Annotated in this window: 16 protein-coding genes and 2 pseudogenes; 7 read left to right on the top strand and 11 right to left on the bottom strand. The window is 66.6% G+C overall.

The window, feature by feature from the left end; all coding sequences use genetic code 11:
- The first annotated feature begins 85 nt into the window (after positions 1-85).
- The 5 genes from brxD (at position 86) to P3T34_RS33140 (ending at position 9,993) form a co-directional block, all read left to right on the top strand.
- Positions 86-1,420, top strand: a complete 1,335-nt coding sequence (gene brxD / locus P3T34_RS33160; RefSeq protein WP_280669738.1) for a BREX system ATP-binding protein BrxD — start codon at positions 86-88, stop codon at positions 1,418-1,420.
- Positions 1,420-3,585, top strand: coding sequence for a DEAD/DEAH box helicase (locus P3T34_RS33155; protein WP_280669737.1), 2,166 nt, complete (start codon positions 1,420-1,422; stop codon positions 3,583-3,585). The genes brxD and P3T34_RS33155 overlap by 1 nt, the downstream gene beginning before the upstream one ends.
- 80 nt (positions 3,586-3,665) lie before the next feature.
- Positions 3,666-5,453 (top strand): HNH endonuclease, encoded by a 1,788-nt coding sequence (locus P3T34_RS33150; RefSeq protein WP_280669736.1) that lies wholly within the window; start codon positions 3,666-3,668, stop codon positions 5,451-5,453.
- A 453-nt stretch (positions 5,454-5,906) separates the two neighbouring features.
- Positions 5,907-6,731, top strand: coding sequence for a hypothetical protein (locus tag P3T34_RS33145; RefSeq protein WP_280669735.1), 825 nt, complete (start codon positions 5,907-5,909; stop codon positions 6,729-6,731).
- A complete protein-coding gene (locus tag P3T34_RS33140) occupies positions 6,715-9,993 on the top strand; it encodes a hypothetical protein (protein ID WP_280669734.1) in 3,279 nt (1,092 codons plus the stop codon). The genes P3T34_RS33145 and P3T34_RS33140 overlap by 17 nt, the downstream gene beginning before the upstream one ends.
- Before the next feature lie 418 nt (positions 9,994-10,411).
- Here P3T34_RS33140 and P3T34_RS33135 read toward each other — a convergent pair.
- Both P3T34_RS33135 and P3T34_RS33130 read right to left on the bottom strand, forming a co-directional pair.
- Positions 10,412-10,642: pseudogene (locus P3T34_RS33135) on the bottom strand (transposase); the annotation flags it as partial.
- A 453-nt stretch (positions 10,643-11,095) separates the two neighbouring features.
- A pseudogene (locus tag P3T34_RS33130) lies at positions 11,096-11,260 on the bottom strand (pirin family protein); the annotation flags it as partial.
- A gap of 95 nt (positions 11,261-11,355) precedes the next feature.
- On the opposite strand from P3T34_RS33130, the gene P3T34_RS33125 reads away from it, so the two are divergent.
- Both P3T34_RS33125 and P3T34_RS33120 read left to right on the top strand, forming a co-directional pair.
- Positions 11,356-11,748 carry a hypothetical protein gene (locus P3T34_RS33125; protein WP_280669732.1) on the top strand — a complete coding sequence of 131 codons (393 nt, stop codon included), beginning with the start codon at positions 11,356-11,358 and terminating at the stop codon, positions 11,746-11,748.
- Positions 11,729-12,310, top strand: coding sequence for a hypothetical protein (locus tag P3T34_RS33120; protein WP_280669731.1), 582 nt, complete (start codon positions 11,729-11,731; stop codon positions 12,308-12,310). Before P3T34_RS33125 ends, P3T34_RS33120 begins: the two co-directional genes overlap by 20 nt.
- A 376-nt stretch (positions 12,311-12,686) precedes the next feature.
- Here the strand turns inward: P3T34_RS33120 and P3T34_RS33115 are convergent, their stop codons facing one another.
- The 9 genes from P3T34_RS33115 to P3T34_RS33075 form a co-directional block, all read right to left on the bottom strand.
- Positions 12,687-13,364 (bottom strand): hypothetical protein, encoded by a 678-nt coding sequence (locus tag P3T34_RS33115; protein WP_280669730.1) that lies wholly within the window; start codon positions 13,362-13,364, stop codon positions 12,687-12,689.
- A gap of 1 nt (position 13,365) precedes the next feature.
- Positions 13,366-15,618: a DUF6571 family protein gene (locus tag P3T34_RS33110; protein ID WP_280669729.1), complete on the bottom strand. Its 2,253-nt coding sequence runs from the start codon at positions 15,616-15,618 to the stop codon at positions 13,366-13,368.
- A gap of 3 nt (positions 15,619-15,621) precedes the next feature.
- Positions 15,622-16,083 (bottom strand): hypothetical protein, encoded by a 462-nt coding sequence (locus P3T34_RS33105; protein WP_280669728.1) that lies wholly within the window; start codon positions 16,081-16,083, stop codon positions 15,622-15,624.
- Positions 16,084-16,160: 77 nt separating this feature from the next.
- Positions 16,161-16,415 (bottom strand): hypothetical protein, encoded by a 255-nt coding sequence (locus tag P3T34_RS33100; RefSeq protein WP_280669727.1) that lies wholly within the window; start codon positions 16,413-16,415, stop codon positions 16,161-16,163.
- A 194-nt stretch (positions 16,416-16,609) separates the two neighbouring features.
- Positions 16,610-16,801 carry a hypothetical protein gene (locus P3T34_RS33095; protein ID WP_280669726.1) on the bottom strand — a complete coding sequence of 64 codons (192 nt, stop codon included), beginning with the start codon at positions 16,799-16,801 and terminating at the stop codon, positions 16,610-16,612.
- On the bottom strand, positions 16,798-17,718 hold the full coding sequence (locus P3T34_RS33090; RefSeq protein WP_280669725.1) for a thiopeptide-type bacteriocin biosynthesis protein: 921 nt from the start codon (positions 17,716-17,718) through the stop codon (positions 16,798-16,800). The genes P3T34_RS33095 and P3T34_RS33090 overlap by 4 nt, the downstream gene beginning before the upstream one ends.
- Positions 17,715-20,156, bottom strand: a complete 2,442-nt coding sequence (locus P3T34_RS33085) for a hypothetical protein (protein ID WP_280669724.1) — start codon at positions 20,154-20,156, stop codon at positions 17,715-17,717. The genes P3T34_RS33090 and P3T34_RS33085 overlap by 4 nt, the downstream gene beginning before the upstream one ends.
- Positions 20,153-20,554, bottom strand: coding sequence for a hypothetical protein (locus P3T34_RS33080; RefSeq protein ID WP_280669723.1), 402 nt, complete (start codon positions 20,552-20,554; stop codon positions 20,153-20,155). The genes P3T34_RS33085 and P3T34_RS33080 overlap by 4 nt, the downstream gene beginning before the upstream one ends.
- A complete protein-coding gene (locus P3T34_RS33075) occupies positions 20,523-21,314 on the bottom strand; it encodes a PqqD family protein (protein ID WP_280669722.1) in 792 nt (263 codons plus the stop codon). Before P3T34_RS33075 ends, P3T34_RS33080 begins: the two co-directional genes overlap by 32 nt.
- Positions 21,315-21,449: the final 135 nt, after the last annotated feature.

Here is a 21,449-nt window from a genome sequence, read left to right as displayed (position 1 = left end):
CGCTCGGCTCCGGGTGGAAATTCACCCGACCGCAGAGACGAGGGCACCCGTGATCACGGTCGCCCAGTGATGGGAGACTTGCCGGGTGAGTGCCGAAGGAACCTCCCGATCCTCGACCGTCAGCGCAGCCCGCCGCCGGGACGTGATCGACGCACTGCGTCGCGGTGCGGTGCCCGAGAACGGTCTCGATCTGCTCGCCACCGGTCTCGGCCGGTTCGAATCCGCACTCGATGCGGAGCTGAACGCCGTCGTCTCCGGGTCATCAGTGTTCAAGGCAGTACGTGGTGAGTACGGATCAGGCAAGACGTTCTTCACCCGGTGGCTCGGCGAACGCGCCAAACGCCGGAACTTCGCCGTCGCCGAGATCCAGATCTCGGAGACCGAGACCCCGCTGCACAAACTGGAAACCGTCTACCGGCGGCTGACCGAACGGCTCGGCACCTCGAGCTTCCCGCCGAGCGCGCTGCGGCCCGTGGTGGACGCCTGGTTCTACGCACTGGAGGAGGACGCCCTGGCCGCCGGGTCCTCCGAGGAGCAGCTCCCCGAGGAGGTGGAGCGGCTGCTCACCGCCCGGCTGAGCGAAGTGTCCCGACATGCCCCGTCGTTCGCAGCGGCTCTACGCGGCTACCGGACCGCCCTCGCCTCGGGTGACGAAGGCACGGCAGCCGCGGTGCTCGCCTGGCTCGGCGGGCAGCCGAACGTGGCCGCCGCCGCGCGACGGTCGGCCGGGGTACGCGGCGACCTCGACCATTTCGGCGCGCTCGGGTTCCTCCAGGGCCTGCTCACCGTGCTCCGGGATTCCGGACACGCCGGGCTGTTCCTCGTCCTCGACGAGGTCGAGACGCTCCAGCGGGTTCGCTCCGACGCCCGCGACAAGGCGCTCAACGCACTGCGCCAGCTGATCGACGAGGTCCACTCCGGCCGCTTCCCCGGCCTCTACCTGGTGATCACCGGCACGCCCGCCTTCTACGACGGCCAGCAGGGCGTCCAGCGCCTTCCCCCACTCGCCCAACGCCTGGCGACCGACTTCACCACCGACCCACGCTTCGACAACCCGCGTGCCGTCCAGCTGCGGCTGCCCGGCTTCACCCGCGACTCGCTCATCGGCCTCGGGGTAACGATCCGTGATCTCTACATGGAGGGTGCCGAGTCCGCCGACCGGATCAAGGCACTCGCAGACGACGCCTACATCGCCGACCTGGCCGACGCCGTCGGTGGCGCCCTGGGCGGCAAGGTGGGCGTGGCTCCGAGGCTGTTCCTGAAGAAGCTGGTGGGCGACGTGCTCGACCGGATCGACCAGTTCGACGACTTCGACCCGCGCCGGCACTACCGGTTGACCGTCTCCGACCATGAACTCACCACCACGGAGCGGAATCTGGCCGCCGCCGGATCAGCGGACGACATCGAACTGGACCTTTGATGGCCGTCCCCGACGAGTCCGAGACCCACGCCCCGGGCACTACCGACTCGGCCAACCCCCTCGACCGGCTTGACCCGGTCGTCCTGCACCACATCGTGAACACTCTGGGATGGCCCGACCTGCGCCCTCTTCAGCGCGCCTCGATCGGCCCGCTCATGGACGGCGAGGACGCGGTGCTGCTGGCCCCGACCGCCGGCGGCAAGACCGAGGCGGCATGCTTTCCCGTGCTCTCAGCGATGGCACAGCAGCGTTGGACCGGCGTCTCGGTGCTCTACCTGTGCCCGCTCAAGGCTCTGCTCAACAACCTCATCACACGCGTCGATTCCTACGCACAGTGGCTCGGTCGGCGCGCCGAGCTCTGGCACGGTGACACCACGGAGTCGCATCGGCGGCGAATCCGCGCCGATCCGCCCGACGTTCTCCTCACCACCCCCGAGTCGCTCGAGGCCATGCTGATCGGAATCAAAACCGACCACGCCCAGCTCCTCTCGTCCATCCGTGCGGTCGTCGTGGACGAAGTTCACGCTTTCGCGGGAGACGACCGCGGCTGGCACCTCCTGGCCGTTCTGGAGAGGCTCGAGCGCATCACCGGCCGTCCCATCCAGCGCATCGGTCTCTCGGCGACGGTCGGGAACCCGCACCAGTTGCTCACCTGGCTCCAGGGCTCAGGCGCGAGCAACCGCTCCGGTCAGGTCGTCGCACCCGATCTCGCGGCAACTCCCGCCGGCGCCCGGCCGACCGGCGAGGTCGAACTGGACTACGTCGGTTCGCTGGACAACGCCGCGAAACTCATCGCTTCCCTCCACCACGGCGAGAAGCGACTGGTCTTCTGCGACTCCCGCAGGCAGGTGGAGCAGCTCGGTGCCGCTCTGAGAGCCCGTGACGTCACCACCTTCCTGTCCCATGCCTCGCTGTCGGCCGAAGAACGGGCCCGCTCGGAGCAGGCCTTCGCAGAAGCTCGCGACTGCGTCATCGTCTCCACCTCCACCCTGGAACTGGGCATCGACGTCGGGGACCTGGACCGCGTCATCCAGATCGACGCTCCCCGCACCGTCGCCTCCTTCCTCCAACGCATCGGCCGAACCGGCCGGCGCGCCGGGAGCCTGCGCAACTGTCTCTTCCTGGCCACCGAGGAGGAAACCCTGCTCCAGGCAGCGGGCTTGCTGCTGCTGTGGGGACGGGGCTGGGTCGAAGCCGTCACTCCGCCGCCCGAACCTCGGCATCTGGTCGCCCAACAGCTCCTTGCCGTGACCCTCCAGGAACAGACGCTTGGGACCCACCTGTGGAGCCTTGAGTGGAACGGCCTGGCCCCGTTCGACCGCTCCGGCGAACCGATCCTGAGATACCTGGTGGGTGAGGGCTTCCTCGACGACGACAACGGCCTGCTCTTCATCGGCCCGGAGGCTGAACAACGCTTCGGCCGGCGCCACTTCATCGAACTGACCGCATCGTTCACGGCCCCTCCCCAGTTCACCGTCCTGTCCGGACGCACCGAGATCGGACAGATCGACCCCTCGGTCCTCACAGAGGAACGGCCCGGGCCTCGCAGACTCCTGCTCGGTGGGCGGAGCTGGCAGGTCACCTTCATCGACTGGTCCAGACGCCGGGCGTTCGTGGAGCCTGCCGACGGCGGAGGCATCGCCAAATGGTCCGGCCACGGGATCGCGGGCCTCTCGTACGAGCTGACCCGGTCCATGCGCGACGTGCTGTTGGGTTCCGATCCACCGGTCTCACTTACCCGGCGTGCACAGGCCCGCCTCCAGCAACTGCGCGAGGAGGAGGCCCCTGGCAGCGTGCACCCCGCCGGGAGCCTCGTCACGCGATTCGGAAACGACGTGCGGTGGTGGACGTGGGCCGGCTTTCGAGCCAACGCCACGCTTGCTGCCACCCTGTCGTCCATCGCGGACCCCGTGCAGCGCCCTACCGACTGCTACGTGCGGCTTCGCGAGGACCTGACGGCCCAGATGTGGCAGAGTGCCCGAACAAGTGCCGGCGATGGCCTGGTCTTCCCGGACGTCGACCGGCGGGCCGTCAAGGGGCTCAAGTTCTCGATCGCGCTGCCTGAACGACTCGCGATGGCAACCGTCGCGGCTCGCTTGGCCGACTTTCCGGGGGCCTCTGCTGCTCTTGCGGAACCGGTACGGCTTCACGTCATGCTGACCTGACGCAACGTGACGTGCCCAGGGACAGGAAGCTGCACCCCCAAGAGCGATATCTGTCAGATCTTCCTACTAATGTTCCGGCCATGGGCCTTGAGGATCTGACACGTGCAGGAATACAGGCTGCGGTTCGGGAGCACGATCTTCTCGGCCGCGTCGCCTTCCGCAGCTGGCACAGCTGCGACCGAACCTCGACGTACGAGTTGACGGTGGGCGGCAAGCGCTACGACGCGACTGTCATTGCTGCAGTGGGACACCTGTATGCCACCGGCGCCCTGCTGACGGCTGAGGATGTCCAGGGCAGCCAGCAAGCAGAGGTACACCGCCTACGCACGCTGGGTTTCACCGTCGAGGAAGGTGGCTCGACCGAGGAGCAGCTGAACGCACCCGAGAAGCCGCAACTGATTCTGCAGCCGCGAGGTGGCCCCAAGGATCACGGCCCGCAGCACTTCGCCAGGTCGATGCGGCAAGGCATTCGAGTCTCGGACCTTCGACAGGCAGTCGGTTCAGAGGCTGATGTGCTCGCTGGCCTGTACCCGGACGGTATCGCCCGATTGTGGGGCTCGACCCCGACCTCGCACCCCAACAACGAGAAGGTACGGGCGCTGAGCGGTCGCCGGGTCGGTGACCACGTCCTCTTCTACGCCGGGTGGAAGTTCCTCGCACGCGCGAGAGTCCTGGGACTCTTTACCAGCTCCGCAGTGGCCCGCGCAGTCTGGGGAACCGACGAAGACAGCGCGACCTGGGAGCACATCATGGCCCTGGACGATTTCGAAGAGTTCCCCCAAGCGGTCCCTGCTCCGGAGATTCTGGAGGCGCTAAAGGTGCCGCGTCCCCTGCGCATGCTCACGCTGCGATCAGCCGACGACTACGCACGCGTCTCCCACTTTCTCCCGCCGCAAGGCTCATCGCAGTCCAGGGCGGCCGTGCCCTCTCAGTCGTCCGCCTCCCTGACGAGCGCGGAGTTGCTGGCGCAGCTCGACGCACTCAAGACCCATCGGAACTCCATGAACGGGGCAGCAAGCCGCCATCAGCCACTCGCGTTGCTCTGGACGATCGCCCGGATCGCCGCAGGCAAGCCGCGCCTGGCGCCGTGGTCGCTCTTCCGCGCGGAGGTCGGAGCGCTCCTGTCCGAGTTCGGGGTGCCAGGTTCCAAAATCACCCCCGAGTATCCCTTCTGGCACCTTCAGGGAAGCGGTGTGTGGGAGGTGCACGGAGTACCCGAGCCCGCCGACGCCATGCCCCAGATCAAGGTGTTTAACACTGCTCAGCCGGTTGCAGGCATGTCCCACGAGGCAGCCAAGCTCATGCAGAACCCTGTCACCCGCCTCGACGCCTTGGTCCGGCTGCGTAACCGCTATCTCCAGGACGTCGACCAACGCGCCCTGCTCGGCAAACTGAGGCTGGCCGGGTACACCACGGCGGACGGTCTCCTCGACGAATCCGCGGACGGACGAGAGAGGAAAAGCACTAACGTGGTGCGCTCGACCGGCGGCGCCGAGCGACGGGAATCCATCGGCTCCCGCATCGTGCGAAACACAGCGCTCGCAACCTTGGTGAAGGAAATACACGGCCACAAGTGCCAGGTCTGCGAAACCAGGCTGCAGTACAAGCTGAAGCCCTACAGCGAAGCTGCCCATGTCCGCGGGCTGGGGTCACCCCATGACGGTCCGGACGAGCTGCACAACATGCTATGTCTGTGCCCCAACCACCACGTCCTTTTTGACGGCCTGGAGATCTACGTCGATGCTGACGACGTGGTGCGGCAGACCCATAGCGACAAGCCGTTGGGCCGACTCCGCCGGCACGTCGATCACCCCATCGACGAGAAGCACCTCAGTTATCACCGGACGCTGTGCGAACTAAACAGTTGAACCAAAGCCAAAATGGTTGCGTCCAAGGAAGTGGTGTACGGGTTCCACGATGGCGTCCCTCTGTGTGGTGTAGCGATCACGCGTGAGATGTGCGCGGGATCGCTCCCGGGGCGCACACCCACGAGGGGCTCACACTCCCTGAGCATGGGTCAGCCACCGTGCAACTCTCCGAAGTGAACGGCCGGTTCAACGAAGGAGACGCACGGTGACCCTGTCCCAGTCTCCCCAACCCTCTATTTGAGCCCCTGATCCGACATCAGTAAAGGGATCGTCAAAATTTTAATGACGCATGTCGCAGATCGGGCCATTTCCCCACATCCTCTCCATCGGCACGGGCCCTGAACTCCATGGCTCGGCGATACTCGCGCGGGGTGATCAACATCCCGGCACCGAGCCCAGAGGACCGAACAAGCAATGGAAATAAGACAACGTCAGCGTGCATCGAGCGGGGCCATGGCGGCACTGCTTGCCGGTGCGCTCGCCGCGGCAATGCTCAGCGGTGCGCCAACCGCCGCAGCCGCGCCGACGGCCGCGCCGAACGCAGCTCCTAAGGCGGCGGCAGGCATGCTGTCGGCGAAGGACGCCGCCACGCAGGCGAAGACGACCGGCAAGCCGGTCGTAGCCACCGTGCTGATCACCGAGACCTCGCAGACCACCGCGAACCCGAACGGCACCATGACGCTCAGCCAGAGTGCCGTACCGACACGCACGTTTCGCAACGGCGCCTGGATCGACCTGGACGCGACGCTCAAGACCAACCCCGACGGAACGATCTCACCTGCGGTAACACCGAACAGCGTGGTCCTGTCCGGTGGCGGCAACGGCCCGCTCGCCTCGTTCCACACCGGCGGCCAGGGCATGACCCTCACCCTCCCGGTCACGCTGCCCCACCCGACGCTCAACGGCCCCAGCGCGATCTACGCGGACGTGCTGCCCGGCGTCGACCTCACCGTCACCGTCCGCACCACCGGCGCGATCAGCGACGTCTTCACCGTCAAGAACAAGGAAGCAGCGCACACCCCCAGACTCGCCGACCTCCTCAACGCCAAGACCAGCACCACCCACGGCCTCAAGGTCACAGCCGACAACGACGGCAACATCGCCGTCGCTGATCCGGCCGGCCACCATCTCTACACCGCTCCCCCCCCACGCCTGGGACTCCGCAACCCAACCGGCGCCGGCGATCGAGAGCCGGGCTGCCATTCGCACCGAGTCGGCCGTCGGAGCTCCCGGACGCGCCGCGCATACCGCGAAGTTGCAGGTGAGCGCCGAGCCTGAGGCGATCTCGTTGACACCACCCAGTGATCTGCTGGACGCGTCCGATACCGTCTATCCGGTCTACGTCGACCCGACCTACTCCCCCAACTACGGCAACAACGCCTGGTCCAGCCCCAGCGCCGCCTACCCGAACACCAATTACTGGAACAACACCGTCGACCCCACCGCCGGAATCAGCCAGATCGGCAACAGCGGCATCGGCGAGTCGATGAGCCTGTTCAACTTCACTTTCGGCTCACTCAGCGGCGCCACCATCTACGGCGCCTACTTCGGTATCACCGAAACCCACTCCTGGTCCTGCCAGAACCGGGCCGTCGACCTGTACGCCCCTTCGGCGGCGCTCAACTCCTCCAACGCCACCTGGAACTCCTGGGCCGGCAACCTCGGCAGCGCCATCGGCTCGCAGTCCTTCGCCTACGGCTACACCGGCTGCCCCGCCTCAGCGATCCCCCCGTTCAACGTCACCGGCACCATCGCCAATGACGTGTCAAACGGCAAGAGTACTCAGACCCTGGCGATGCGCTCCGACAACAGCTCCGACAACTACGCGTTCAAGGAGTTCCAGGCCAACACCGCCAACCTCACCATCACCTACGACAAGACTCCCAACACCCCGGGCGGGCTCTACACCTCCCCCGCCACCAACTGTCAGAACACCACCCTCGGCGACACCGCGGTCTCCCTCTACGCCCCCGTCTCCACCCCCACCAACAGCTCCCTCACCACCACCTTCGACCTCTACAAGTCCTCCGACAGCTCCCGGAGCAACCTGCTCACCTCCACCAACGGCATCAACTCCGACGCCTATACGGGAGCCTCCGGCCAGGCCGCTGTCCTACCCGTCCCCGAGTCCCTCTTCAAGGGCGCGGCTAACGGCGCCGTCACTTCCTTCACCTGGCAGGTCCAGGCATCCGACGGCAACCTCACCTCTGGCTGGTCCAGCACCTGCACTTTCAACTGGGACCCGACCCGACCGGGTGCACCGACCATCACCGTCAACTCACAGCCCCCGAGCGGTGCCGTCGCCTGTGCCACCGTCAACGACACCACGGACACCGTTCAGCAGGTGGGCAGCACCTGTTCGTTCAGCCTGACCCCGCCCAACGGCGCCGTCGTCTCGGGCTACCAGTACCAGCTGAACCAGTCCCCCCCGGTGACCATCAGTGCGACCGGTGCGACAAGCATCAGCGTTCCGCTGCCCTCTCTCGTCAACTCCCTGACCGTCAACGCCCTGTCCGCCGGTGGCAACCTCGGCTCGGCGACCACCGTCTGGTTCGACGGTGCCAAGCTCAATCCGCCCGCCAAGGACGGTGACCTCACCCTTGACGGCACCCCGGACCTGATTGTCCCCGGGAACACCACCGGCGTCCTCCCGTCTGGCCTGTGGCTCATGAAGGGCAACTCCGACGGCACCGTCTCCCAGAACCCCGTTAACATCGGCAGCAGCGGTCTGGCCATCAACACCGGCACCAACGCGGCTGACTGGAACGGCGCCCAAGCCGTCACCGGAAGCCTGTGCGGCTACGGCGCGCAGGACGTTCTGGCGTACTTCCCCAGCGGCAACAACGCCGGCGGCGCAGACATCGCCTGCAGCGACGGCAGCACTGGACCCCTGCACCTCGGCAGCCCCACCAGTATCGGCAACACCTCCGCCCCCCTGCGGATCCCAGCTGGTTCCTTCCAGGACGCCAACGGCAACAACGCCACCCAGCTCGCCAACGCCGGCAACACCAGCAGGCAGAACACCGGCCTCCCGGACCTGCTCGCCACCATCAACAACCAGCTGGTCCTGTTCTACTCCACCACCGCCAACGGCTACAGCAGCAACGCTCAGTTCGGGATGTGCGCCGGCGGCTGCAACGTCCTGAGCAATCTCACCAGCCCTGACGGAACCCAGGACTGGAACAGCTGGACCATCACCACGGCCCAGCTCGGCTCCGGTACCGCCATGTACCTGTGGAACCCCAGCACCGGAGCCCTCGACCTGTGGACCGGCCTCGCCCTGTCCACCGACGGCACGACCCTGACCACCACCGGCCAGTACACCATCGCTACCAATTGGAACGCCGGCAAGGCGCTCCTGCTGCGCACGGCCGACGTCACCGGCAACGGAATCCCCAGCCTCTGGGGAACCGATGCCTCGACCGGTCTCGTCACCACCTACCAGCCCGCCGCGCTCGCCAACAACCCAGCCGTCAGCACCTCGGTGACGACGCTCAGCGGCCCGCGCACTGCCGCACCCACCGCGCGACCGGTCGTCTACGACCCCGACACCGCAACGGCCGAGGTCTTCGAGATCGGAACCGATGGCGCGATGTACCACTCGTACTCGACCAACGGGGCGCCGTGGAGTACGTGGGCGACGATGGGTGGAAGCTTCTCGGCGAAGCCCGTGGCGATCTACAACCCGGACAGCAGGACCGAAGAGGTGTTCGCGGTCGGCACCGACGGATACGTCTACCACTCGTACTCGACCAACGCGGCGCCGTGGAGTTCTTGGGCCACCATCGGCTCATATAAGTTCAGCCAGTCACCCGCCGTGGTCTACGACCCGGCGACGAAGTCGATCGAGCTCTTCGGCATCGGCACCGACGGACGCATGAACCACGCGTCGTACGTCAACGGAACGTCCTGGAGTGCATGGACCACTCTGGACACGGGGTACATCTTCTCGGGCTCGCCATCAGTCGTGTATGAATCGAACGCGAGTAACATCGATCTGTTTGGCATCGGCGCGGACGGCGTGATGAACCATGCCTACAGCACCAACGGCGGCCCCTGGAGCCCCTGGGCGAGCATCGGTCTGGGCCACCATTCCACAGGCTCGCCAGCCGCGGTCTACAACCCGACGAATTCAACCGCAGAGGTGTTCGCAATCGGCACCGACGGAGTGATGAACCACGCATACAGCACCAAGGCCGGCCCGTGGAGCGCATTCTTCTCACTCGACTCGAGCTACCACTTCAGCGGTTCACCCGACGTCATATTCAACCCGACGGTCGACTCGGTCGAGCTCTTCGGCATCGGGACCAACGGCATCATGAACCACCAGTGGTTCAACAGCGGCTCATGGTCGGGCTGGTTCAGCCTGAGCGACTGGGCATTCTCCGGAACCCCCGCAACCGTGTATGAACCGAACACGAGTACCGACGAGGTCTTCGGAGTCGGCACCGACGGCAGGGTCAACCACGCCTACAGCGCCAACGGCCACTGGTGGAGCCCCTGGTTCACGATCGGCACCAACACGTTCGCGAACAACTGATCTCACGGCCGGGGCACTTCTTCGACATTCCAAGAAGGCGTGACCCGGCCCGTGACAGTCACTCCCACCTCTTTCGGACGGCCCGTCGTCATGCCGACGGGCCGTCCCCCCAGGGCGAGCGGTGGACGACCCGTCGCCGCCCTCCGCAGGCACCGACCTGCGAGGCATGGCCGCGCGAGCGGCGGGACAAGTTGAGCGGCGAGCAGCGGAGGCAGTCCGGCCGCGGCGAGGACGACCAGGCGGTCGTCGATGGGGGAGCTGTTGGCCGGCCTGCTTCAACATCAGGCGCAGCGGAAGCTCATGGGGGTTGATCTGTCTCATCGGCTGGTGCCGGATAATGTGTGGGAGCTGGCGGCGCCGTTGATCCCGTCGTTCGCGTCCCGCCGTCAAGGTGGCGGGACGGCGGGGCTGAAGGACCAGCGAAGTAGTAGTACACCGCGCCATACGGCGGGAGGTCGTGTGGCAGGTATCGCCACTGGCAACCGGTCCGGGCCTGGTACAGGATCGCGTTCACGATCTCCCGCAGGTCGTACTTGCCCTGATGGCCACTGACCGAGGGATGCCCTCCCTTCCATGCCGTCAGAACCGGCCGGATCAGCTCCCACCGCTCATCCGACAGATCACTCAGGTACGGGTCACGCTCGCCCACACCTCCACTTCAGCGCATCGCAGAGAAACGTCAACCCTCTTACGGCGAAAGGAACTTAGACAAGCAGGAACGAGTTGGGGCGCCGACGTGACCACTTCGGCCAGCATTAGCACAGGCCTGTCGCGACCATCGCCACATCAGCCTCACTCGAACAATGACTACCATCAGTCACCTCTGACCGGCCCGCCCACGGCATCCCAACTCAAGCAAGCCGATCGCATTGATCTAGACCAATTTAGCTGACGGCACATCAGAGAAGTCAGCATTGGTCAGCATTGGTCTGACTAAAGCCTGTCACAGAAGGCCAAACTCGCGACTCCCGCGCTACTGGCGGGTCGACGCCCAGAAGGCCGATAGGCCATCGCGGTGGAGGCTCCCGAGGAACCCCCAGCGCACCGAGCGGCACTCCACGAAGCGCACCACAGGCCGCAGCTCCAGGCATATAAGCCTAGGTCAACCAGCCCTTCCCCGTGGCTTCATCGGCACCGAGGGCAACGTAGGCGCCGACAGCCGCTGCCCGTCGTAGCCGTGTACCTCGCCGAACCTGGACCCTTCCATCCAGTCAGATCGTGCCTGTACGATCTCTTCCGTCGAGCGTCCGATGAAGTTCCACCACATATCACGGGAATCCCGTCTTTGTGCAGCTCAGAACCCCAGCGGATGCTCGACGGTCAGCAAAGCGTCAGCATTGGCATCCGGGGGTACGTCAGACCATGGCAACCAAGCAGCTCGCCCACGGCATGGGCGCCTTCTTCAAGGAGTGCGAGCACCACCAGTCACGGTGGTCCAAGTGCCCTCACGAGTACAAGATTCGGTATCGGAGCGTCACCGGACGACAGGTCGAGGAGTCCGGCTTCACCACCCAGGACAGGGCTGTCGCTCGACTCACCGAGGTCTATAACGAGAAGAAGACTGTTCCCCAGAGCCTGCGCAAGGCCGAGCGCATCAAGAAGTACGGGGCGATGCAGTTCGGGGAGTACTGCGCGGAATGGAAGGTCGGCCAGCGGGATCTCGCAGCGGCTTCCATGAGGCATCTCAAACTCACTCCTGGAGCACCACCTGCTCCCAACACTTGGCAGTCGGCGGATGGGTACGTTCGACGATAAGGTCGTGGACGGCTTCCTCCAGACCATGGAACGCAACGGCGTCGGGCTGGCAACGCAGTCCAACGCCTACGACAAGCTCAAGTCAATCCTGCTCGACGCCCATCGACTCGGGCTGTATGACGAGAGCCCACTGGAGGGCGTGAAGCCCCCGCAGTACGACCCGACGCGCGCCGTCATTCCCTCGTCGACTCAACTTCGGGACATACGCACGGCTGGCGACGACACGTTCCTCCTGTTCGCCGACCTCATGAGCGGCTGCGGGATACGCAACGGAGAGGCGGCGGCGGTCAACCTCAAGAACATCGTGGCCGATGACATCTACCGGATCACTGAGCAGGTGAACCAAACCACCAAGACCTACGGCCGGTTGAAGCACCGGAAGGCCGGCGAGTACCGCGACGTTCCCCTTCCCGCGCGTATCAAGGAGACCATCGACTGGTACGCGGAAAAGTACGGCACGGTCGACGGCTACCTTCTGCGGCATCCGCAGGATCTCAGCAAAGCATTTCCCCCTACCATCTCCAGAACCAGTGGCAGCGGATCAAGAAGGCCGAGGTGGTAGAGCTCCCCGAAGGCGTGGTCCGGGTCCAGCAGCCTGCCGCTCGTCGCTGGTGGGGTGGTCGCGGGGCTGGTACTGCTCGGTGGCGTTCTCTTCCTGAGCCTCCGTAACCGCAAGCCCCGGCCGCCCACTCCCGCAGGGGCACCGGGCTATCCGATGCCACCTCAGTCCCCATACGGGCAGCCGGTAAACCCCGGCTATGGCAATCCGCCTCCTCCGGCGTACGGCCCAGGACCCACCAACGGGGCCCAGGCCTACCCGGCGCCGCCTACCGACCCGTACAACCCCTCAGGCTGACCAGGCCCCTGTACTGACACCGTCGCAGCGGCTCCGTTTATTTCGCTACACACCGGACGGGTGCGCCGAGCCCCTCAGGGCGTCAGCTCTCGGTCGTGGGGGGAACGGTAGGCGCCTTGTCGGCGAGGTGGACGGAGTTGGTGCACTGGTACTGCGTCACGGCGGTGCGGGCGAGCTTCAGCGCGATGTCGGCGTAGGCCTGGCGCACCCGGGTCCGTGAGTACTGCGACTCCTTCGGATCCCCGTCGATGGTGATCAACACGTACGGCGTGGCGGGATCGCTGGCCATATCGACCCGGGCCTTGAAGTCGCACCGCAGGTAGAATTCAAGGGTGTCGTACTTGTCGTCGATCCGCCCCTGACCGTCCGGGCCGAAGTCCAGGGCCCGATAGCCCGTCGCGTAGGAACCCGACATCGTGCGGCCGTCCACACTGGGTTTGACGTCCACTTCGAGGACCGGGCCTCCCGCCCACCGCACGCCGCAGGATTCCATCTGGGCGGCGCCGAAAGCGGTCAGCGGGGCACGAACGCTGCTCCCCGACAAGGCGACGGCCGTCCCGTTCGTCCCGACCAGTGGCCTGAGGTCGTCCGGGCCGAGCGCGGACCAGCAGGCCGCCTGCGGCAGCACGACGGACTGCCACGGCTTCCACCAGAAGGCTGTGACGCCGGCTGCGACCAGCACGGCGGCGACGGCCCCGGTCCACAGTCGCCGACGCGTCCCGCGGCTTGTCGAAGGCGTGTCTACTTCGTACTCGGTCATGTCAGTTCTTTACGCCCAGGAGATACTTTGCGGCGCCGTCATCAAAACCATCCCTGGCACCGTTGAACGCGTTGCTGGCCAGGTCGTTGGCATCGGTGGTGTTCATGTTCAGCGACTGAGCTGCTGACAGGACCGCGTTCTGAGCGGCATTACCGGCCCCGGTCTCGGCAGCGCCACTGGCCTGGAGGACCTGATCGGACGCCAGCCCGTTTGTGTCGACCTTGTAGCAGGAGGCCACGCTCTGGATGATTCCAGTGGCCTTCGTGTTGATCGCGCTGCCGCCGGGCAGATCGCCGACCTTGCCGCCGCCCGTCATGTCCCAGACTTTCTGCGCCCAGCCCGAGTCGCGGTCGATCGCCTTGTTGTAGGCCGCGTCGCTCTGCTGGTGCTGCTGGTAGATCGCGTCCGACTTTCCGCCGGTGATAAGCGCTGCCACCGTACCGCCCGGGCGGGCCGCGTTCGACACCGCGTCGTCCAGGTACTTGTGGTCACTGGCGTGGAGCATGATGTCGTGCACATGAGCTGTGCTGTAGGCCTGTTGTGCCTGTGCGATCGTGCCATAGGCGTCGGGGTCGTGGCCGAGCGCCCCGAGGAGCCGAGCGGTGGCCGATGGATCCAGTTGCGGCTGTGGATTACTGGGATCCGCTGGGGTCTCATACAGCGGCAGCTTGTCCGCCGTGCCGTTGAACGCCGTCTGCACCTCACCCATGTAGGCAGCGGTCATGTGGCCGAGGCTGGTGTTCATCGAGTGGAAGACGGCACTGTTCCCAGTGATCAACGTGGGTCCGTCACTGCTGCCGAACTGGTGCACTACCTGGTTCATGACCGAGGTCATGGCAGGAGTGTGCAGCGGGTACGGCACGCCCTCGGCGTTGTAGGGCTGGCCGATGGTCGCCGCTTCGAGCGCGTGACCGAGCGCGGTTGCCTCCAGGTCGCAGGCCTTGCCGCCCTGGGTGGCGTCCTTGGTCGTGATGTCCTGGAGGACGGAGTTGTAGCCGGGATCCGTGAGCTTCGCGAGGTAGTTGTTGCTGTCGCTGGTGACTGCCTTGACCGTCCCGTCCTGGTTGTACAGCGTCGGGTGGTCGGAGAAGAACTTCGTCGCCGCGTCTGGGCTGTGCCCGAGGGCCTCCAGCATTCCCGACATCGGGTTGAGGCCGCCGTCCCCCGGGCCGAGGAACAAGGTCTGCTGCAGGGGGTTGGCCTTGATGACCGCGTCCTCCCACATGCTGGGGTCCTGCTCACTGAGCTGGGTCATGTGCTCGGCGATCGGCTGCAGGAAGTGCGCGTCGTAGTTGCCGGTCCGCAGGATGTTGGACAGGATCTGGTAGCCGTACAGATTGCCGCCCTGCAACTGGTCGGGCAGCAGCTGGTACTGCGTGGCACCCGCCTTGCGCAGACCGGCTTCCCAGGCGTCGGACAGGTGCGGCACGTTCTGGGTGTTGGTCGCGCTGGCCAGCGCCGTGCCGAGGTTGCTCTGGAGCTGGGTGAGGGCGTCCTTGCTGGGCGTGCCGTAGAAGCTGTACTCGCCCATCGCGCCGTACGACTTCAGGAAGCCTTCCGGGCCCAGCGTGTTGTAGAAGTCCGTGTTGAACTGCGGGTCGTTGGCGTGCGCCTTCAGGATCGCGTTCAGTTGGGCGACTTGGGCGTCGGTGGCCTTGCTGCCCAGGCTCAGCAGGTCGGCGGCCTGCTTGACCTCGCCGGCCTCCAGTCCGGCCACCGGCGAGCAGTTGAAGCTCTGGGTGCTGATGCCCGTATCCGCACCGACGGTGTACGCCAGGCCCTGGTCGGCCGTGGTGGCACGGTCCAGCGCCGCCTGGATCTGCTGGTGGATCCCGTCGGCTTTGCCCTGCCAGGTCGGACCGTACTGCGGGTCATTCTTGTCCGCGTCGTTGGTGGCGGGCGGCCAGTGGACGGCACCTGACGAGTCGATCGTCAGGCCCTCCTGGGTGCCCGACTGCACCGCGGTCTGCAGGGCCTTCTGCGCCCCCGCGAACTCGGTGTGCGCGTCGCGCAGGGCCTTGGCGAGGCCGCTGGCCTCCTCGAAGGCCATGTCGATCTGGTTGCGGACGTCGGTCAGCGAACCGGCACAGGCCTCGGCTGCCGGGCCGGTCCAGCCGCAGCCCTGCAACGTGCCGATGACCGTGCTCTGCAGCTGGGTGGACAGGTCCCAGTTGCGGACCAGCGCCTCGAAGTCTGAGGCGGCGCCATCGAGACTGCCGAGGTCGGTGTTCTGGAGTTCGTCGAAGGTCACCATGGGTCAGCTCGCCTGGACGCCGAAGCGGCCTCGGTTGTCGCTCTCGGCGGTGTTGTAGTTCTGAGCGGTGGTGTGCAGGTTCTGCGCGACGGCGTCGAGGCGTGCTGCCAGTGCCTGAACCTGGGACTCCCAGGTCGCCCAGGCGTTGTAGAGGGCCGTGCTGCTCTGCCAGCCCTGCAGCGCCCCGACAGCGGGACCGACGTTCGTCCACGGCTTGTCGCACTCGGTGTGCAGGGTCGTCCGAAGTGTGGTCGCGTTCTGGCCGGCGGTCTCCAGGGCGGTGGTACTCACCGTGACAGTTGTGCTGCCACCACCGTTGCCGCCGCTGCTCGAACTGATCGCTACCGGGCCGGTGTCACCCGCGAGTTCGGGGAACTGCTTCTTCGCTTGCTCGGTAAGATTGCCTGAGCTGTCGAAGAGCCACGGATTGACTTTTCGCTCGAAGTTCAGGTCGACCATTTCCATACCCCCACCATGACGCGCCGCGACCATCACAGGATCAAGCTCAAAGTATAATAACTTTACACCAATACCGTTGCGTTTTACGTCCGTTCGCGGTTCGCGAGTCCGTGTTCGAAGAACGTAACGGCGCTGTGGACGGCGTAGTTCTGGCTGGTCGCGGCGTGGTCATCGACGCGGCGGATCCGGACGCGACCGTGGCCCTGGCTGTCGGCCGGATCACCCTGGAGGGCGCCGCCGTCCTGCTGCTCGGGACCCCGGCCGGCGCCCGGCTGCGGCGGCGTTGGGACGAACTGCTGCGCGACGCGATCGGCTCTGTCGTCCTGGTCGACGTGCACCGCCCCGCGGACGGGCTCGCCGCGCTCTCGGTCGTCGAGACAACGGGATCCCGTGCGTCATCGCGGTCGATGCCTGCCGCGGGCAGCCCGCCGACGAGCGGCAGATCCGCAGCGACCTGTTCCTTGACGGCAAGCAGGACATCGCGTTCCTGGTGCTCGACACCACGCGACGGCGCCGCCTGTACAGGTTCCGCTCAGCGCGCCCTGCCCGTCCTGGCCAGGAGTCGTACGCCTGCGGCAATCAACCCGGCCGCACACACCGTCAGCAGTACCGTGGTCAGGATCTTGTGCAGCACCACTGCGAGCGCGATGGCGCAGAAGGCCAGCGCCAGGAGCGCGAAGGCCAGGAGCAGCGATCCTCCGGTACGTGTGCGCGCATCGTTCATGGGGAGCCACCTTTATAGTTCGCGGCGATGATGCCGAGGAGTGCTTCTTCTCGAGGAAGGATTCCCAATCGGTTGGCCATCATGTGGTTTTGATGGAAGATCAGGTGTCCAGGAGTGCGCGGCACGGCGGTGGTGGCCGCTTGCTCGAGGTACGCAGTCACCGCTGCGGACCAGTCCGCTACCCGGGAGAGTGTCCAGGTGTCCGCGGACAGTCGCTCCAGTCCCTGGAGAATGGCTTGTTCTTCCTTCGCCTGCTGTCGCAGCCCATCACGCAGGCGCTCCGCCTCGGTGCCGGCGTCACACGTCCACCAGTAGAGGTGGCGCTCCCAGTAGTCTGCTGAGCTCGGGCTGCCGGGTCGGATCCCGTGCATCCGCTGGACCACCGCCACGGAAGCGCGCATCAGCAGCACGGTGAGCGCAGCCCGGTCCGATGTCTTCGCCAACGTATTGGCCTTCAGTGCCAGCTCGCTGGACCGCGTGAACAGGAGCTCCGCTGCGTCCACGCCTTGCGGCCCGCCGTATTTGTCGAGTTCGGGCTCGTACAGAGCGGTGTCCAACCCCGTATGCCGGCCCTTGAACAGGCTCGCGTCCAAGGGCACCAGCGAGGCATGGGGCTCGCAAGGCTGTGCGGCGATCTCCGCGCACGACTTCGCCATGCTCGGCAGTTCCCGTTGCAGGTGGTCAAGCAGGGCCCGCTGCCCATGGACGCGCAGGCGCAGATGTGGGCCGTTCCAGTCGGTGTACCGGATGAAGAACCAGCGGTGCGCCCCGCCACCGCTGACTATGGGCAACAGTTCGGGCAGCAGCGTCTGGACGGCGAGGTCCAGGCGGTCGAGTCCTCCCGGATACAGGCGCGCGTACCACCAGCCTGGCTGGTCCGGCCAGGCCCGGAGCGTGGTGTCTTCAGTGATGGTCATGCGTTCCCCTCACCTTGGGCGGAGGCGCGGCCGGGGGTGGGCCGGCCCCAGCAGAGGAGGGAGACGTGCTCGGTAGCGCGGTGGAGCCCTTCCCTGTCCCGCACCCAGTGGCTGTCGCGGGCGGGCACGGCTTCCGAGAGGCGAATCGCCGTGGCGTTCGCCAGCCGGGGGTTGCCCGCGGCGGCGAGGACGGCGTGCGAGCTGCGGAAGGAGAGCCAGGAAGGCTTGCGGCCCGCGTAGTCGCTCATGGGACCGCCGCTTTCCAGGGTGAGGAACACTTCGTCCGGAAGCTGGTGGGCACGGCGCCAGGTATCCATCCGGGCGAAGAACTCGTGTGGCTGTTCGCCCTTTTCTGGGGTTGGCAGCAGATTCGGCGCCAGGCGCCAGGTGCGGCGGCGCAGCATCAGCCGACCGTGAGTTCGGGCCGGCTCTCCTTCGAGCTGCTCGCCGGGTGGCGGCAGGATCTCCAGCGGGCTGTGGCTGCAGTTCAGGTGGATGGCTCCGTTCACCCAGGGGTCCGCCAGACAGAGCAGCAGGCGGACCGGTCCCGACATCAGGTGCGCGGGGACGACCCCGAGATAGACCGGGGCTACGGGGTCTCCCTGGCTGTCGGTCAGCAGCAGGGTGTTCGTGTCCGGCTCGTGGCGCAGCTGCAGCTGCGCGAGTCCCGCCGGCGCTTGGACGTGTGGTGGTTCGCCCGGCCACGCGAACGGGGGCAGGATTCCGACGGTGTCCAGCTGCATGCTGTTGAGGTCTGTGCACAAGGAGATCTCGTGGGGTCGTGCGTCGGGGAAGGCACTCTCGATCCAGTCCCGCAGTCTCCCGGACAGCCCTGGGCCGTCATCAGTCGGGTCCAGTAGGCGGCGGAAGCGGGCGACCAGTCCCCCGAGTCCTGGGTTGAACTGGTTGACGACCATCCGGTAGTCGCCGTCGCTTACGCGGCCGCCGTCAGTCGCGCTCAGCTGGTACAGCACGGTGGTGGCGGGCGGGGCGCTGCTGGCCGAGACCGGCAGCCAGGCTCGCGAGGTGGCCGTGCCGAAGCAGGCTCGGTCGGCCATCAGCGCGGCCCCGAACTGTCGGCCGAAGTCGGGTGCCGACGCCAGCTCCATCAGGAAGGTGTAGGCGTCTGGGCAGTGGCCGCCCGTGCCGTGGCGGGAGACGAATTCGGCCAGCATCCAGTCGTAGAGATGGCTGCGGAAGACATGGGGTCGCGTGAGCTGTGCAAGCTCGCGCAGGTCTTTCTGGACGTGCTCGGTGGGGAAGTCGACGGCGACATCCGCCACTGCGTCCTCGTACACCGAGAGCGGCTCGGCGCCGAGGCTGAGGCCGGCCATTGCTGCCAGCCGAGTCCGTCCGTCCAGGTGGCCCAGTGCCTCAGTGCGTCGCTGAACTTCACGGGCCGTGGCCGCCGCTGCGGCAGCCGCTTCGGTGGCGACCGTGTCCAGGGCTCGGGCCAGGGCGGGCAGAGGCTCGTGGGCGCCGTAGGCCCACGGCAGGACCACTCTGATCAACTGGGTGTCCAGCAGCCGGAGGTAGCAGCCGAACGGGTCGTCGCCGCCCAGTCGGGCAAGGAACTCCTGCACCGGCAGCTGCGGCCAGGAGGCGAGGGCACTGAGAGCATCGGCGTAGAGCGCGGCATCGACCACCGTGTCAGCTCGCCAGGCCAGCGCGGTTCCGGAACGGACGGTGGGGACCAGCAGCCTCGGTCGCCCATTGACTGTGCACGCCGAGCGGTTTGGTTCGACCCGGAAGGCCGCCGCGCACTCCTCGTCCCGCGCCAGCCGGTCGACCCAGGCACGGAGGTGCTGTTGGGCCACGCTGATCCGGCTACTGCCGTCGGCGCGGGCACCGTCCAGGGCGAGGGCTGTGAAGCGGGAGAAGGGACTCGTCTTGGTCGCGGCGCGTGAGGCGTAGGCGAGCACTCCTCTGGCCGCCTTGGTTCCCGGCCGGAGGTCGGACGGCCGGAGGTGGCGCAGCAGATCAGGGCTGGCATGTGCGAGGCCCTGTGCGAAGGCGGGGTGGTCGAGCAGCTCGCGCAGCCGTTCTCCCGCAGCCGCACTCTCCTGCGTGAAGGCGACCGTGACCGCGTTTCGCAGGGACTCTGCTCGGCTGAGGCCGTCCAGCTGGCGGTTGAACAACTCTGCTTCTTCTCCGAGCCGGTGGCCCAACGCGGCGCGGTGCTCGGCGGAGAGCGCGTAGGACTTGCCGCTGTGCAGCGACCGTCGTAGTGCGAGCGCACTGCGCCGCAGCCCGGGGTGGTCGTCCAGTCGTGGGACCAGTTTGTAGAGCGCGTCGCCGAGCGGAGCGGCCGACTCGTCCAGCACGGCCTGGATCTCAGCGAGCTCTGCCAACAGTGCGCAGGTGCGAGGCAGCTCGACGTCCAGTGCCTCGACCGGCAGACCGTTCACTCGGTGGACGGTGAAGGGTGCGACCGTCATGACCCGACCACCGAGGCCAGCAGCCGCCACCAGGAGGCCAGGATGAGGACGGCCATGATCAGGCCGTAGCTGAAGCAGACCAGGCCGAAGGCGAGATAGCCGAATCGGCGACGGCGGTCCAGCGTGCGTAGGTGGCTGGGAAGTTCGCTGCGCGTCACCAGGTGCAGGAGGTAGCCGAATGACCGGCCGCGCAGGTTGACCGCGCCTAGCGCCGACTCCAGTGCGTGGTAGCCGTCGGAGGGCAGCAGGGGATTGAGGTTGACGATCATCAGCAGGACCTGCATCTGCAGCAGGGCTGCGGCTATCTCGGCTGCGGTTCCGTGCGTGGTCAGTAGCACCAGCCCGCTCGCTCCGGCCCAGAAGACGTCACTGAGCGGGCCCGCCAGGGCGATCAGCACCCGCGCGCTCCGGCTCCTGACCCGGTAGGCGTCGGTGCGGTCGACATAGGCGACCGGCATCACGTAGAGCATCAAGGTGATGCCGGCCTCGCGTACCGGCACGCCCAAAGTACTGGCAGACCAGAGCGTGTCCGGTCTCGTGGACCGCGACCTGAACCACCATGATTCCCATGGCAGCCCAGAACCAGGTCGAGTAGTGCATCCCGAAAGGGTGTCGGCTGAGTGCGAGACCTGCACACCCGGCTGCCACCGCAAGGCTGACGAACCACAGTCCGAGCAACAGGCGGATGGGGATGGCGCGGAGCCGTGCGGCCAGCGGCTCGAGCAGGTGGTGCGCCGACCGGGTCAGCGGCCAGCGTGGAGTTCGGCGGCGCAGCGAAAGGTGCCGCAGGCCCTTGCCGCGGTTCGACTGCGGTGGTTCGGCCGAAAGCACGCCTACGTCACGCAGTTCACCGAGGAACCTGGCCACCGCCTCCTCGATCCGAACGGGGTCGCCCGGAGCGACTTCGATGACCCGTTCGATGAGCTTCCGGCCGGTTGCTTCTCCGTCGAGAAGGCTCAGGATGGCGGTTCCGGCCTTGGAGATGGCCACATAGCGTCCGGTCGCAACGTCGAAGAGCATGGGACGGCCGTCAGCGCCCTCCAGCTGCTCGACGGTGTCTCGCAGGGACAGGGGCTCGGTCTCGATCCAGCTCTGATCTTCTGCGGCTGCCGGAACTGCGCCGGCAACGGGGGTCTTTCGTGCGGTTTGGAGCCGCATGCTCACCCTCCTGGAATACTTGGGCTGGTGCCCTGGGCACCGAACGGCTCGCGCCACCGGTTCGGCGATCTTGTCCATCGCCGAACCGGCGGCGCGGCACTGGTCGGTGGGCCTAGGGGGTCAGCCCGCCGACGG

The organism is Kitasatospora sp. MAP12-44 (assembly GCF_029892095.1).
Lineage (GTDB): Bacteria > Actinomycetota > Actinomycetes > Streptomycetales > Streptomycetaceae > Kitasatospora.
The sequence above is the reverse complement of the archived record's forward strand: the minus strand, read 5'-3'. Positions and strand labels throughout refer to the sequence as shown.

Bases quoted from the DNA above. Each gene is read 5' to 3' on its own strand.
- P3T34_RS33145 (WP_280669735.1), top strand. From the start codon at position 5,907: ATGGCGGCACTGCTTGCCGGTGCGCTCGCCGCGGCAATGCTCAGCGGT.
- P3T34_RS33105 (WP_280669728.1), bottom strand. From the start codon at position 16,083: ATGGAAATGGTCGACCTGAACTTCGAGCGAAAAGTCAATCCGTGGCTC.
- P3T34_RS33075 (WP_280669722.1), bottom strand. From the start codon at position 21,314: ATGCGGCTCCAAACCGCACGAAAGACCCCCGTTGCCGGCGCAGTTCCG.
- P3T34_RS33150 (WP_280669736.1), top strand. From the start codon at position 3,666: ATGGGCCTTGAGGATCTGACACGTGCAGGAATACAGGCTGCGGTTCGG.
- P3T34_RS33085 (WP_280669724.1), bottom strand. From the start codon at position 20,156: ATGACGGTCGCACCCTTCACCGTCCACCGAGTGAACGGTCTGCCGGTC.
- P3T34_RS33110 (WP_280669729.1), bottom strand. From the start codon at position 15,618: ATGGTGACCTTCGACGAACTCCAGAACACCGACCTCGGCAGTCTCGAT.
- P3T34_RS33095 (WP_280669726.1), bottom strand. From the start codon at position 16,801: ATGAACGATGCGCGCACACGTACCGGAGGATCGCTGCTCCTGGCCTTC.
- P3T34_RS33090 (WP_280669725.1), bottom strand. From the start codon at position 17,718: ATGACCATCACTGAAGACACCACGCTCCGGGCCTGGCCGGACCAGCCA.
- P3T34_RS33120 (WP_280669731.1), top strand. From the start codon at position 11,729: ATGGGTACGTTCGACGATAAGGTCGTGGACGGCTTCCTCCAGACCATG.
- P3T34_RS33155 (WP_280669737.1), top strand. From the start codon at position 1,420: ATGGCCGTCCCCGACGAGTCCGAGACCCACGCCCCGGGCACTACCGAC.
- P3T34_RS33125 (WP_280669732.1), top strand. From the start codon at position 11,356: ATGGCAACCAAGCAGCTCGCCCACGGCATGGGCGCCTTCTTCAAGGAG.
- P3T34_RS33115 (WP_280669730.1), bottom strand. From the start codon at position 13,364: ATGACCGAGTACGAAGTAGACACGCCTTCGACAAGCCGCGGGACGCGT.